This window comes from Candidatus Arsenophonus triatominarum, assembly GCF_001640365.1.
Taxonomy (GTDB): Bacteria; Pseudomonadota; Gammaproteobacteria; order Enterobacterales; family Enterobacteriaceae; genus Arsenophonus; species Arsenophonus triatominarum.
The window spans coordinates 44131-58063 of the sequence record NZ_LWMI01000006.1 but is presented as its reverse complement, the minus strand read 5'-3'; the positions used below and the strand labels follow the sequence as shown (position 1 = coordinate 58063).

At 36.9% G+C, this 13933-nt stretch carries 14 protein-coding genes and 7 pseudogenes; 11 read left to right on the top strand and 10 right to left on the bottom strand.

Annotated features, from left to right (window positions below):
- Positions 1 to 115: 115 nt before the first annotated feature.
- From AYJ55_RS02885 to AYJ55_RS02870, 4 genes are all read right to left on the bottom strand, one after another.
- On the bottom strand, positions 116 to 490 hold the full coding sequence (locus AYJ55_RS02885) for a DUF4354 family protein (RefSeq protein ID WP_063654147.1): 375 nt from the start codon (positions 488 to 490) through the stop codon (positions 116 to 118).
- A 186-nt stretch (positions 491 to 676) separates the two neighbouring features.
- Positions 677 to 985, bottom strand: a complete 309-nt coding sequence (locus AYJ55_RS02880; protein ID WP_063654144.1) for a prepilin peptidase — start codon at positions 983 to 985, stop codon at positions 677 to 679.
- Between the two features lie 27 nt (positions 986 to 1012).
- Positions 1013 to 1501 carry an IS630 family transposase gene (locus AYJ55_RS02875; RefSeq protein WP_063653499.1) on the bottom strand — a complete coding sequence of 163 codons (489 nt, stop codon included), beginning with the start codon at positions 1499 to 1501 and terminating at the stop codon, positions 1013 to 1015.
- Positions 1470 to 1835, bottom strand: coding sequence for an IS630 transposase-related protein (locus AYJ55_RS02870; RefSeq protein ID WP_063653415.1), 366 nt, complete (start codon positions 1833 to 1835; stop codon positions 1470 to 1472). Before AYJ55_RS02870 ends, AYJ55_RS02875 begins: the two co-directional genes overlap by 32 nt.
- A gap of 410 nt (positions 1836 to 2245) precedes the next feature.
- On the opposite strand from AYJ55_RS02870, the pseudogene AYJ55_RS02865 reads away from it, so the two are divergent.
- A pseudogene (locus AYJ55_RS02865) lies at positions 2246 to 2902 on the top strand (transposase); the annotation flags it as partial.
- A 21-nt stretch (positions 2903 to 2923) separates the two neighbouring features.
- On the opposite strand, the pseudogene AYJ55_RS35440 reads toward AYJ55_RS02865, so the two are convergent.
- The 6 genes and pseudogenes from AYJ55_RS35440 to AYJ55_RS02840 form a co-directional block, all read right to left on the bottom strand.
- Positions 2924 to 3140 (bottom strand): annotated as a pseudogene (locus tag AYJ55_RS35440) (IS701 family transposase); the annotation flags it as partial.
- Between the two features lie 186 nt (positions 3141 to 3326).
- Positions 3327 to 4516 (bottom strand): annotated as a pseudogene (locus AYJ55_RS02855) (IS91 family transposase).
- Between the two features lie 83 nt (positions 4517 to 4599).
- Positions 4600 to 4821, bottom strand: a pseudogene (locus AYJ55_RS35435) (IS701 family transposase); the annotation flags it as partial.
- Between the two features lie 8 nt (positions 4822 to 4829).
- Positions 4830 to 5318, bottom strand: coding sequence for an IS630 family transposase (locus AYJ55_RS02850; RefSeq protein WP_063653499.1), 489 nt, complete (start codon positions 5316 to 5318; stop codon positions 4830 to 4832).
- The gene (locus AYJ55_RS02845; protein WP_063653415.1) at positions 5287 to 5652 is read right to left on the bottom strand and encodes an IS630 transposase-related protein; all 366 of its coding nucleotides are present in this window, start codon (positions 5650 to 5652) and stop codon (positions 5287 to 5289) included. Before AYJ55_RS02845 ends, AYJ55_RS02850 begins: the two co-directional genes overlap by 32 nt.
- A 37-nt stretch (positions 5653 to 5689) precedes the next feature.
- Positions 5690 to 6253: pseudogene (locus AYJ55_RS02840) on the bottom strand (transposase); the annotation flags it as partial.
- A 74-nt stretch (positions 6254 to 6327) separates the two neighbouring features.
- Here AYJ55_RS02840 and AYJ55_RS02835 point away from each other — a divergent pair.
- The 10 genes and pseudogenes from AYJ55_RS02835 to hemW form a co-directional block, all read left to right on the top strand.
- Positions 6328 to 6641 (top strand): annotated as a pseudogene (locus tag AYJ55_RS02835) (transposase); the annotation flags it as partial.
- A 512-nt stretch (positions 6642 to 7153) separates the two neighbouring features.
- Positions 7154 to 7561 (top strand): annotated as a pseudogene (locus AYJ55_RS02830) (RsmE family RNA methyltransferase); the annotation flags it as partial.
- Positions 7562 to 7809: 248 nt separating this feature from the next.
- A complete protein-coding gene (gene gshB / locus AYJ55_RS02825) occupies positions 7810 to 8775 on the top strand; it encodes a glutathione synthase (RefSeq protein ID WP_063654134.1) in 966 nt (321 codons plus the stop codon).
- A gap of 193 nt (positions 8776 to 8968) precedes the next feature.
- On the top strand, positions 8969 to 9532 hold the full coding sequence (locus AYJ55_RS02820) for a YqgE/AlgH family protein (protein ID WP_063654627.1): 564 nt from the start codon (positions 8969 to 8971) through the stop codon (positions 9530 to 9532).
- Positions 9532 to 9951 (top strand): Holliday junction resolvase RuvX, encoded by a 420-nt coding sequence (ruvX, locus tag AYJ55_RS02815; RefSeq protein WP_063654132.1) that lies wholly within the window; start codon positions 9532 to 9534, stop codon positions 9949 to 9951. Before AYJ55_RS02820 ends, ruvX begins: the two co-directional genes overlap by 1 nt.
- Positions 9952 to 10041: 90 nt before the next feature.
- Positions 10042 to 10725, top strand: a complete 684-nt coding sequence (locus AYJ55_RS02810) for a YggS family pyridoxal phosphate-dependent enzyme (RefSeq protein WP_063654130.1) — start codon at positions 10042 to 10044, stop codon at positions 10723 to 10725.
- Between the two features lie 45 nt (positions 10726 to 10770).
- Complete coding sequence (gene proC / locus AYJ55_RS02805; RefSeq protein ID WP_063654128.1) at positions 10771 to 11592, top strand: pyrroline-5-carboxylate reductase; 822 nt, start codon at positions 10771 to 10773, stop codon at positions 11590 to 11592.
- Between the two features lie 17 nt (positions 11593 to 11609).
- On the top strand, positions 11610 to 12197 hold the full coding sequence (locus AYJ55_RS02800) for a YggT family protein (RefSeq protein WP_063654126.1): 588 nt from the start codon (positions 11610 to 11612) through the stop codon (positions 12195 to 12197).
- Between the two features lie 15 nt (positions 12198 to 12212).
- Positions 12213 to 12806 carry an RdgB/HAM1 family non-canonical purine NTP pyrophosphatase gene (gene rdgB, locus AYJ55_RS02795; RefSeq protein ID WP_063654124.1) on the top strand — a complete coding sequence of 198 codons (594 nt, stop codon included), beginning with the start codon at positions 12213 to 12215 and terminating at the stop codon, positions 12804 to 12806.
- Entirely contained in the window at positions 12799 to 13932 is a 1134-nt protein-coding gene (gene hemW, locus AYJ55_RS02790) for a radical SAM family heme chaperone HemW (RefSeq protein ID WP_063654122.1), read from the top strand. Before rdgB ends, hemW begins: the two co-directional genes overlap by 8 nt.
- The last annotated feature ends 1 nt before the right edge of the window (position 13933 follow it).

Below are 13933 nucleotides of genomic sequence, written 5' to 3'. Positions count from 1 at the left end.
GAAAGAGGTTAACTATTATTTATTTAGAATAATAAATTTAAAAACAATAAAAATGGAGCCTTTAGCAATTTAACGCAGCCTATTATTGTAAAGTTAAGCTGCGTTTAGAGATTATTTATTTACATTTATCAGTTAATTTAACCACTGCTGCTTTAATAATATCACGATTAATAGATGCAAATACTATCAAGCCTTTTGCACTTTCGTTATTTTTTAGCACTTTATTATGTAAATTCTCATCAATAGTATCTACCTTAAACTCTCTTGAGCCTAAAAAAGCTTTGAAACAATATTTAGACAAATCAATGTCTTTTTCAGAGGCATTTACCACCGTAACATCAAATGTTTTTGTGTAATAGGATTTTTTTGCAGAAGAGATACTACCGGTTTCTTTTTGGCTTGCAAATACCGTAATACCATCTGGCACAGATGCAATAATTGAAAATGAACAACAGAAAAGAAAAGATAATAACAAACTTACTTTTTTCATTTTAACTTTCCTCATATTTCATCTAACGAGTTAAAAGCACATAAAAATTAATAAAGTCTTTTTTCAATAAAAAATACCAGTCTAAGTTTAACAAAGTTACCCATAGCCCCAAATATCGATATGCTAACTTGTTAGAGAATAATTTTTATGAGCCAATCTTCTTTAAAATATTTAATCAACACTAAACTAAATACCTGCACTAGCTAATGCAGTGCCAAAAGCAATTTTATCTGGCTTATAGCGTATCTTGATCCATAAAAGAATGTAATATAAGAAGCCAAGACAAGCAGATAATAGCATTAAATAAGGTAAAATATATACCCCTAACCAAGCCCCATAAGCCGCCACAAGTTTAATATCTCTTTGTGCTAATCCTCTACGCTTAATAGCTAATTTAAAAAAACCATAAATAAACCAAAATATTAAATAACTAATCAAGGCACCATAAATAGCCAATAACAACTGTTCATTAGATTGCATGGCATGAAAAAGCAACGCTATAGCTAGGCGACTTAATTTTGATTACAGCATATGTATTAAAAACAGGTCATCGATAGTGCATCCTGTTTCCATCTTTTTACGTTTAGCTTGAGACCATTTATGTTCTATAGGATTTAAATCTGGTGAATACACAGGCAAATATTCTATCTGGTGTCCTGCGTTTATAATTGCCTGTTCAATATTCTTACCTTTGTGAAAGCTAGCGTTGTCCATAAAAATAACAGAATTTTCAGGAAGTTCTGGGAGCAATATTTTTGTGATCCAAACATAAAAAACATCACGATTAATATTGCAATCAAATAATCCGATAGCAAAAAGGGTTGTTCCCAATAAAGCGCCAATAACATTTGTTCTTCCCTTAGCACCCCAGTTTTTCAGGCCAAAACAACGGTGACCTTTTGGGGAATAGCCGTGAGTTCGTGGAGTGTCATGTGAAAAACCACTTTCATCAATAAAAACAACAGATTTATCTTTTTTTTCATACTGTTGTCTTTTTTGCTGATGTGCCAGCCTGTCGCTTTCGTTGGTTTTTGGATGGAATAGAGTTTTTTTTATAGGTTAATCCCAGCTTTTTAAGGGATTGCCAAATAGTCTTTTTACAAACACCGAATCGCTCTGCCCGTTCCTTTTGGTAAGCATCTGGATACTGTTCCACATCTTTTGCTAAAGCATTTTTATCGAGCTTCCTCTTACGTGGCGTTGAATTTTTTGGCTCTGGTCGTTTAAGCCAACGTACTAAAGACGCTTTTCCAATACGGAATTGTTTCGCAGTTTCTCGAATTGTTAAACCTTCGGCTTTCCTTACAGATATTACTTTACGTCGAAAATCAATTGTATAACTCATAACACACCTTGTAATCAAAATTAAGTCGCCTAGCTATAACACAAGTAATGGGTAGACTAATAAATCTGGCAAATAACCTGTCTGATGATCAATAAACGCAAGTAATACGCTAAACCAGACGAAAAAAAGTAAAATCACTATATGGCACGAGTTTCGCAAGCTCCGAAAAAGAAGTATAAAGTTCAAAACAAGAAAAAATTAGGATGTTTATATTTTCACGAGTTTCGCACCAATAAAAAACGCTCTATTTTTAAGTTTAATTCAGCATAATATATAAATAAACAAAATCGTATAAATTAAAAACAACTTATTGTAATTTAAACAAATTTATACGTTTTAGTAACTTGCAAATTAACCATTGCTTTTAAGCCATTTCTGGAATTTTATATGCCTGTGCGAAACTCGTGATTTTGTCAGTTTATCCATGCATTAAAGATATCTACAAAACATTCTTACAGGTGAGCAGTGTGAGATACTCTGGTTTGGCGTTATCAGAAGTAAGCCCATCGCCTTTATCTCATGACACTATTAGTCGATGGCTAAAAAGCAGATGTTTTCAACCTAAAGACCTGTGGAGATTAGTTGAAACATCTATAGACAAAAAAAAACCTTGTGTACTAATAGCTGACGATACACTAATTGCCAAAACACGTAGTAAAAAAATAGAGATGGTTCATTATCAGTATTCAGGTAACGAACATGATGTTATTGCTGGCATAGGTTTAGTTAATTTACTTTGGCATAATCTAACAACTGTTGGATCAATTCCTATTGATTATTGTATTTATGATAAAGATTCCGATGGAAAAACAAAAAATACGCATTTTTCCGAAATGCTCGCACTTGCTAAAAAAAGAGGGATCAAGCCTGAAGCGGTAGCGATGGATGCTTGGTATTCTAGCCTGGATAATCTGAAATCAATTCGATCTCATGGTTGGGTTTGGGTAACTACGCTGAGAAAAAATCGGATTGTTAACCGTAATATACAATTGAACAAGTTAGACATCTCAGAAGAAGGAACCTTAATACACTTACGAGGTTATGGTTGGGTGACAGTTTTCAAATTTATACACGAGTTTCGCACAAAACTAATTTGGGTACGCTAATAAAACACGGATGTGCTCAGCAATAGCATTTTTGATTACATGCCAATTTTGTTGATAAAGAGTTATTTTTTCAGATATACGGCGTTTATATTGTTCAAACCACGCAGAAATTGCGAGCAAGAAAAATATGATTTCTTTGCGCCCGACTCGTGCGAGCCTGACAGCGTTCAATACCACAATTTTGTTTAACTTCTCGATGTATAAGAAATTAATACCCGAAATGGTTACTCATTAACCTGCGCCATGATGAAATCCTTTTTATTTTCTTCTAAATTTTGCCAAAATTATGTTGAAGGTTGAGATAAGGAACGGAATAGATGGTTAAAAAACGATTAATTATTAATCAATTTTGAACAAAAGGATAGATCTACCCTGTCGTGAGTTTTTATCGCCACCGCAAACAAGCCAGATCATGGTGACGTGCCATAAGTTCTTTACGATTCAATCCAAAATTCATTCCTGCGAAAAGTAATTTTTTCCCACATAAGAGACAAGCAAGTGGATCGACTTTAAAGACGTGTTGATACATGTTTCGCCAGGTGACTTTTAGCGGTTTTTTTGTCTTGCTGGGTTAAGGGATAAACAACCTCCTTTAACATTTTTCGCATCCGTGCTGATGGACTTAAAAAGCCGTAATAGCGGATCATGTGAAACCATTTTTCTGGCACATGAGACGCAAACTGGGTAATAAATTCATCGGATGTCATGACCAGGTCTTCCTGTTTTTTCGTGCGGTGGCTCTTATAGCGTAACGTGATGTTATCTTCGCCGGAATAATGTTTTAAGCGACTGAGCGAGACAGGGGGGTTTATTTAGATAAAATCCGAGATAAAGGGTGACATGGGTAATATTAGAAAGAATATCAGAAAGATTAATATTCCACCCGCGCTTGTAGTGAGTGTTAAGTAATTGATTCTATGATGCTTTACTTCTTCCTTCAGCTTTAAGCTCATCGGGAATGGTGAGCGTGTAATAATGTTTTCTCAATAATGCTGTTATCCGATATCGCCACATTGTCATAATGTTTTCGCGATAAAAGCTGATATCCCGCCAGGTATTCTTTTTAGTCACCCCGCCGGCTGTGGTTGAAAAATGAATATGCGGATGCCATTTTTGGTCTCGTCCCCAGGTATGGATGGCAGTGAAAACGCCTGGGGTGATATTGAGGTCACGGCAGATGGTTAATATCACATCAGCGGCTAATCGATTCATTTCACCGAGAAGCCAACGGTTGGCGCGAATAATAGGGCAATATTCACAAGGCATGGTAAAAGTGATGTGCTGCCAAGGAAATTCGGGTAACCAAGCTAGCGTATTGTTAATCCATTGTAGGCAAGCTTTGACGCCACAATGGGGGCAGCTTCGACTTTTGCAGGTAAATTTAACCCGTTTCTCAGAATTACATTGAGGGTCAGGACAGCGCCAAATTGACCACCCCATAAGCGAAGTGCCGCAAGCCATAATCTTTACCATGGTTTCCATCACAACAGTGCGGACCCTATCAGGGGGTTGGCGATTAAGCCAAGTGAGCCAGCGTTGACCAAATTGAAAAACATGACTAAAACGCGGTGACATAAAAGGGACCAAAAGATTGAGACAATAGGTATCGGGTTATACCAGTACTAACAAGCAATGACAAGTCGTCGCCATAGGCGACCATCTTGATGATAAACTTCAACAGACCAACGGGCATCCATGATAGATTTGACATATTGACGGGTGGGATTGTCTTTGTTTGTTACTCTGTAATCAATACGGCCGTTTTTGGCTGTAAATTTGAAAACAGTCACCCAACCGTAGCCTCTTAAGTGTATTGGAGTTCCTTCTTCTGAGATGTCTAACTTGTTCAGTTGTTTGTTATGGTTATAGCTAGGCGACTTAATTTTGATTACAGCATATGTATTAAAAACAGGTCATCGATAGTGCATCCTGTTTCCATCTTTTTACGTTTAGCTTGAGACCATTTATGTTCTATAGGATTTAAATCTGGTGAATACACAGGCAAATATTCTATCTGGTGTCCTGCGTTTATAATTGCCTGTTCAATATTCTTACCTTTGTGAAAGCTAGCGTTGTCCATAAAAATAACAGAATTTTCAGGAAGTTCTGGGAGCAATATTTTTGTGATCCAAACATAAAAAACATCACGGTTAATATTGCAATCAAATAATCCGATAGCAAAAAGGGTTGTTCCCAATAAAGCGCCAATAACATTTGTTCTTCCCTTAGCACCCCAGTTTTTCAGGCCAAAACAACGGTGACCTTTTGGGGAATAGCCGTGAGTTCGTGGAGTGTCATGTGAAAAACCACTTTCATCAATAAAAACAACAGATTTATCTTTTTTTTCATACTGTTGTCTTTTTTGCTGATGTGCCAGCCTGTCGCTTTCGTTGGTTTTTGGATGGAATAGAGTTTTTTTTATAGGTTAATCCCAGCTTTTTAAGGGATTGCCAAATAGTCTTTTTACAAACACCGAATCGCTCTGCCCGTTCCTTTTGGTAAGCATCTGGATACTGTTCCACATCTTTTGCTAAAGCATTTTTATCGAGCTTCCTCTTACGTGGCGTTGAATTTTTTGGCTCTGGTCGTTTAAGCCAACGTACTAAAGACGCTTTTCCAATACGGAATTGTTTCGCAGTTTCTCGAATTGTTAAACCTTCGGCTTTCCTTACAGATATTACTTTACGTCGAAAATCAATTGTATAACTCATAACACACCTTGTAATCAAAATTAAGTCGCCTAGCTATAACAATCCTGTTTTTCCTCAGCGTGGTTACCCAGACCCAACCATGAGAGCGAATTGATTTCAGATTATCCAGGCTAGAATACCAGGCATCCATCGCTACCGCTTCTGGTATGATCCCTCTTTTTTTAGCAAGAGCGAGCATTTCGGAAAAGTGCGTGTTTTTTGTTTTTCCATCAGAATCTTTATCATAAATACAATAATCAATAGGAATTGATCCAACAGTTGTTAGATTATGCCAACGTAAATTAACTAAACCTATGCCAGCAATAACATCATGTTCATTACCTGAATATTGATAATGGACCATCTCTATTTTTTTACTACGTGTTTTGGCAATCAATATATCATCGGCAATTAGTACGCAAGGGCTTTTTTTGTCTATAGAAGGTTGAACTAATCGCCATAGGTCTTTAGGTCGAAAACATCTACTTTTTAGCCATCGACTAATAGTGTCATGAGATAAAGGCGATGGGCTTACTTCTGATAACGCCAAACCAGAGTATCTTACACTGCTTACTTGTAAGAATGTTTTATAGATGTTTTTAATGCATGGATAACCGGACAAAATATGAACACCCTAATTTTTTCTTGTTTTGAACTTTATACTACTTTTTTGGAGATTGCGAAACTCGTGTTATAGCCAAAAATGGCCGTATTGATTACTTAGTAACAAACAAAGAGAATCCCACCCGTGAATACGTCAAATCTATCATGGATGCCCGTTGGTCTGTTGAAGTTTATCATCGAGAAGTTAAACAAAATTGTGGTATTGAACGCTGTCAGGCTCCCACGAGTCGGGCGCAAAGAAATCATATTTTTCTCGCAATTTCTGCGTGGTTTGAACAACATAAACGCCGTATATCTGAAAAAATAACTCTTTATCAACAAAATTGGCATGTAATCAAAAATGCTATTGCTGAGCAGATCAGGGGGTTATTGTATACCCAAATTAGGTTTGTGTGAAACTCGTGTATGGCTAAGATCTGTGATCAGCAAAAATATGATAGTGAAAGGAATAAAAAGAGTAATAAAAAGGAGATATCTACTAGGAGAGTCATGCGATCTATAATTAAATAGATAAAGGGGTAAATAACTAACTAATAAATGGCTTAATGGTAATAAAATAATTGTTATAACAAATGCTTGAATCAACAGCCAATACGAAAAAGTGGTGAGCCCAGCTCGGGCTGGCGACAATCGCAAACAGAGAATCCCCTTTAGATCTCCATCTTGGACAAGTTATTTCTCGTGGGGAAAAAATGAAATTCACTACACGAGTTTCGCACAGGCATATAAAATTCCAGAAATGGCTTAAAAGCAATGGTTAATTTGCAAGTTACTAAAACGTATAAATTTGTTTAACTTACAATAAGTTGCTTTTAATTTATAAGATTTTGTCTATTTATATATTATGCTGAATAAAACTTAAAAATAGAGCGTTTTTTTATTGGTGCGAAACTCGTGCACTATTCAAAAATCAGTAGAACTGGGCGTCAATATCATTACTCCACTTATTTCTGAACGCTGTAATGTTAAATTAGATCCTGGGCGACTCATTAAAGACCAACAACAATGGCAGAACATTGCCATTTCTGCTTGCGAACAATGTGGACGTAACAAAATCCCCTTAATCCGTCCAGTCATGCCTCTTGAAGCTTGGTGCACAGAAAAAGATGATGCATTAAAAATTAATCTCCATCCTAAAGCCCAATCAAGTATTAATACACTGCCCGCAGCGGTAAATAAAATTAGGTTACTCATTGGCCCAGAAGGCGGGCTTTCGCCAGATGAAATAATAATGACAACTAATTACCAATTTACTAATATCCTACTTAGGCCTCGGATATTAAGAACACGAGTTTCGCACCAATAAAAAAACGCTCTATTTTTAAGTTTTATTCAGCATAATATATAAATAGACAAAATCTTATAAATTAAAAGCAACTTATTGTAAGTTAAACAAATTTATACGTTTTAGTAACTTGCAAATTAACCATTGCTTTTAAGCCATTTCTGGAATTTTATATACCTGTGCGAAACTCGTGAAGAACAGAAACCACTGCGTTAACTGCAATCACAGCATTACAAGTTCGCTTCGGCGATCTTGGTTAAGGAGACAAAATGTTCAAATTAGGTATTGTGATGGATCCCATCTCAACCATAAAAATTAAAAAAGATAGTAGTTTCGCTATGCTATTAGAAGCACAACGCCGTGGATATGAAATTCACTATATGGAAATGGACGATCTCTATTTATTACAAGGCGAAGCATTCGGACGTACCAGACAACTGATCAACATCAAACAAGATATTGCACAATGGTATGAATTTGGTGCTGAACAAGATATTGCTTTGAAAAATCTTGATGTTATTTTAATGCGTAAAGATCCCCCCTTTGATACTGAATATATTTATGCCACTTATATTCTTGAAAGGACAGAACAAGCGGGTAGTCTAATTGTCAATAAACCTCAAAGCCTGCGGGATTGTAACGAAAAATTATTTACCGCCTGGTTTCCTCAGTTAACACCTGATACGTTAGTAACCCGAAATAATAAAAAACTACGAGAATTCCATCAAAAACATGGTGATGTCATCTTTAAACCTCTGGATGGAATGGGTGGCGCATCGATTTTCCGTTTAAAGAAAGATGATCCTAATGTCAGTGTCATTATTGAAACATTAACTCAACATGGCCAGCGCTTCTGTATGGCTCAGGATTACTTACCTGCTATCAAGCAAGGTGATAAACGGGTGTTGGTTGTCGATGGTGAACCAGTTCCTTATTGCTTAGCTCGTATTCCTGCTCAAGGTGAAACGCGAGGAAATTTAGCGGCCGGAGGATATGGTGAAGCGAGACCATTGACAGAAAGTGATTGGAAAATTGCCAGAACGGTCGCACCTATATTAAAGGAAAAAGGATTAATTTTTGTTGGCTTAGATATTATTGGTGATCGCTTAACCGAAATTAATGTTACCAGTCCTACCTGTATACGCGAAATTGAAGCAGCATTTTCGGCTATATCAATTATAGGTATGTTATTTGATGCAATAGAAAAACGGATGACTGCAAAAACAGTAAATTAACCACAGCTAACACTACAGTTAACTGAATAATAAGATAGGATACTATAAATGTTTTCTATTGTTATAAAATATTAATATCTTACAGTCAGCCGAAAATAAAATTTAAACAATCGCGAATGTATTTCATTAATTATTTTTTAACTTTTAATTCAGGTATATTTTATTGATAATTCAGGAAAATAAGTTTAATAATATGAATTTACAAAACCACTTTCTCATTGCCATGCCAACGTTATTAGATCCGTATTTTCAAAAGTCGGTAGTTTATATCTGTGAGCATAATGAAAAAGGTGCTATGGGTCTCGTTATCAATAGACAAATTGAACAAATTTCAATCAATAGTATATTAAAAAATTTAAACATTAAAACGACAGAATACGATCATATAACTGAATTAAGTCAACCGGTTTTTTCTGGTGGCCCGATCGCAGAAGATCATGGTTTCATTCTACATTCACCACAAAATAGTTTTAGTTCTACCTTAAAACTTTCTGATGAAATTATGATCACGACGTCAAAAGACATTCTCGAAACTTTAGGCACTACCAAACAACCAGAAAAAACGCTTATCGCCTTGGGATATTCAAGCTGGGAACAAGGGCAACTGGAAAAAGAGATAATGGAAAATAGTTGGCTAACCGCCAAAGCAAATAACAATATCATTTTTCACACCCCCATTTCTGAACGTTGGCATGAAGCCGCTGCTTTAATTGGGATTGATATCTTTAATATTTCAAATCAAGCGGGTCATGCATAATGGCAAACAGAACAATTATTGCTTTTGATTTCGGTACACTGAGTATAGGTATCGCCATTGGGCAGGAAATTACAGCAACTGCACGCCCTTTAACTGCAATAAAAGCAAAAGATGGTAAGCCCAACTGGTTAGACATTAAAAAAATAATACAAGAGTGGCAACCTGAATTGGCTATCGTTGGACTTCCTCTCAATATGGACGGAACAGAGCAGCCAATAAGTAATCAAGCCCGTAAATTTGCTAATCGTCTGCATGGGCGCTTTGGTATCCAAGTTACATTACACGATGAACGCTTAACAACAATAGAAGCGCGAGCACAACTATTTAATCAGGGTGGCTATCGGGCGTTAAATAAAAGTAAGATTGATTCCATTTCTGCTGTCATTATTTTAGAAAGTTGGTTTGAACAACATGCTTAATCAGCATAATTACAATAAACTGTCACGCATAGCCGTGACAATGAAATTATATTTTTATCCTATTTCATTTTTATTTAGCATCTAAATTTTATGAATACAATCCAACAAAATCTGGTTAATGTCAAAAATCGTATTATACAAGCGGCAAAAAAATATCATCGAGAGCCCGAAGATATTACTCTGCTGGCCGTTAGTAAAACTAAATCTTGTGATGCAATTCAAGAGGCTATCAATGCGGGACAATACCAGTTTGGCGAAAATTATCTGCAAGAAGGGATAGAAAAAATTGCCTATTTTAGTAACAAACAAGATTTAATATGGCATTTTATCGGCGCACTACAATCCAATAAAAGTCGATTAGTAGCAGAGCATTTTGATTGGTGTCATACTATTAATAGATTAAAAATAGCACAACGATTAAATAATCAGCGTCCGATAAATAAAGCGCCACTAAACGTGCTAATCCAAATTAATATCAGTGATGAAATAAGTAAATCAGGTATCACACCAGCAGAGTTAGATAAATTAGCAGCTGAAATTGTATTATTACCAAACCTAAAATTACGTGGTTTAATGGCAATTCCAGCACCAAATAATGAGCTTAGCCAACAGATGTCAATTTTTCGTAGCACGGAAAATTTATTCAATCGGTTAAAAAAACAATATCCAGATATTGATACACTTTCAATGGGCATGACCGCAGATCTTGATATTGCAATTGCTTGTGGTTCAACATTAGTCAGAATTGGCACAGCTATTTTTGGTTCCCGATAATGAATCAATTTGAAAATCAAGGCAATCAATAAAAGGAGCAATATAATGCAACAGCGAAAAATTACCTTTATCGGCGCTGGGAATATGGCTCACGCGATTATTGCCGGATTAAATTCAGCTGGCTATCCGGCAAATAACATCACAGTCTGCTCCCCCACCACCAAAAATCGTGATCAACTTGTAAAAAAATATGGTATACATGGAAAAAGCGATAACAGTGATGCAAGCAAACATGCTGATGTTATTATGCTTGCTGTTAAGCCCCAGATTATGGAAACTGTTTGTCAACCACTAAAAGAACAGGTTAATTTTGCCAATAAACTGATTTTGACAATTGCCGCTGGAATTCCGGTGAAACGTTATCAACAATATCTCGCGCCTAACATAAATCTGGTGCGTGTTATGCCTAACACGCCATCTCTAGTGGGCCAAGGTGTTAGTGGTTTGTATGCCATGGATTCAGTATCAGAGAATGATAAAACTTTTGCCACAGAACTAATGGCAAGTGTTGGCAAAGTTTTCTGGCTGACTAACGAAACCGCAATTAATGATATTATTGCCGTTACTGGTAGTGCACCTGCTTACTTTTTCCTATTTATGGAATTAATGCAACAGGAGGCTGAACGACTTGGTTTTGATAGTAAAACAGCAAGAGAGCTGGTTTTATATACCGCCCAAGGTTCTGCTGCTCTGGCGGCAAGCAAATCAAATCTCTCTTTTGCGACACTAAGAGAACAAGTGACTTCGAAAGGCGGGACTACGGCTAAAGCCTTAGAGCGATTTTATCAAGCTAATTTATCTCAAATTGTCACCAACGCAATGCGTGCCGCAATCCGCCGTGCTGAAGAAATGGAAAAACAATATTGATTTATCAGGATAATTAAATGCAATTTTTAACTTTTATCGTACCAACCATTATTCAACTATACATTATTATTTTATTGCTACGAGTTTGGATGCAATGGGTCAGAGCAGATTTCTACAATCCATTTTCCCAATTTGTGGTCAAAACAACTCAACCGATTGTAGGCCCCTTACAGCGCTTTATTCCTGCCATTGGGGCGATTGATACCGCAACTTTATTGGTCGCCTATATTCTTACCATAGCCAATATGCTTTTTGTCATGTGGGCAACGAACACGCTTGCTTTAATCAGCATAGCGCTATTACCTATTAACTTTATTCAATTATTAACTTATGCCGGCAAGTTAGTTTTTTGTCTGATCTTAATTCGAGCTATTCTTAGTTGGATAAGCCAAGGCCGTAATCCTATTGATTATATGCTTATGCAATTAACTGAGCCTTTAATGTCACCTATTCGCCGTATTATCCCTGCTATGGGCGGATTAGATTTCTCAGCCATGATAGTAATGCTGATTTTGATTGCTTTAAATTATCTGCGCCTGGATATTCTGCTATTTATTGATCCGACTATTACCAGCATACTCTATTCAGTTGGCTATTTAATGTAAAGGCGAGCAAATTTCATGCATAAAGTGGTATTAGCAACGGGTAATGCCGGCAAGGTAAGTGAATTCTCTGAACTATTAAAAGAGTGTAACTTAAATATTATTGCCCAAACTGAGTTAGCTATTAGTGCAATTGAAGAAACTGGGCTAACTTTTATTGAGAATGCGATATTAAAAGCACGCTATGCGGCAAAAGCTTCTGGTTTCGCGGCCATTGCCGATGATTCAGGCCTTTCGGTTAATGCGTTAAAAGGTGCGCCGGGGATCTATTCAGCTCGCTTCGCGGGTGAAAATGCATCTGACGAAGAAAATTTGCACAAACTATTATCCATCATGAAAGATATTCCGGACAACCAACGCCAAGCTCAATTCCATTGTGTACTCGTTTATCTGCGTCATTTCGCCGACCCAACACCGATTATATGTCGCGGTATATGGCAAGGGGTGCTAACCCATGAACCTAAAGGTAGCAACGGTTTTGGTTATGATCCGATTTTTTATGACAGCAAACTAAAACTTACCGCAGCTCAATTAACTAAAGTGCAAAAAAATGCAGTATCGCATCGTGGGCAAGCATTAAAGATGTTATTAGGATCTTTAACTAATGCTTAAATTACCGCCATTGAGTCTGTATGTGCATATTCCCTGGTGCGTGCAAAAATGCCCTTATTGTGATTTTAATTCACATGCACTAAAAGGTGAGTTGCCCCAACAAGAATATGTCACACATCTACTAACCGATCTTCAAGCTGACCTTGCACTGATAAATGGTCGCCAAGTTAATAGTATTTTTATTGGTGGCGGTACACCCAGTCTACTTGACGTTAAGGCAATGCAATCTTTGCTTGATGGTATACGTCAAAGATTATCGCTGGCAGCTGATGCCGAAATCACCATGGAGGCAAATCCTGGTACCGTTGAGGCTGAACGTTTTAGCCAATATCAACAAGCTGGCATTAATCGGATTTCTATTGGAGTGCAAAGTTTTGCTGCCGATAAACTCACAAGATTAGGCAGAATACATGGCTCCGAAGAAGCTATCCAAGCCGCTTTTCTGGCTTCAGCATTAAATTTACGTAGTTTTAATCTTGATCTAATGCATGGTTTACCTGATCAGTCACTTGAACAGGCACTTTCTGATCTGCAACAAGCAATTGATTTATCTCCGCCCCACATTTCTTGGTATCAATTAACGATTGAACCGAATACCCATTTTGGTTCCTGCCCGCCAGTATTGCCTAATGATGATGCGCTGTGGGAGATTTTTTCAGAAGGACATCAGCTACTTAATAAAGCCGGATATCAACAATATGAAATATCTGGTTATGCCAAGCCTGGCTATCAGTGTCAGCACAATTTAAATTATTGGCGTTTTGGCGATTATCTAGGAATTGGCTGTGGCGCACACGGAAAAATCTCTTTTGCCGATGGTCGTATTTTGCGAACAATGAAAACGAAACATCCCCGTGGCTATCTATCGGGGAACTATCTCTATCAACAAAAGGAAGTAAACCAACCAGATAGGCCTTTTGAATTCTTTATGAATCGCTTTCGCTTGCTTGAGGCAGTAGTACCAAGACAGGATTTTATTGATTACACCGGTTTAGCGGAAAATATCATTCGTCGTCAACTTGATAACGCGCTGGAGCAAGGTTATATCACAGAAACAAAATCTAGCTGGCAGATCACCGAACAAGGCAAATTATTTCTTAATTCTTTGTTAACACTATTTTTATAAA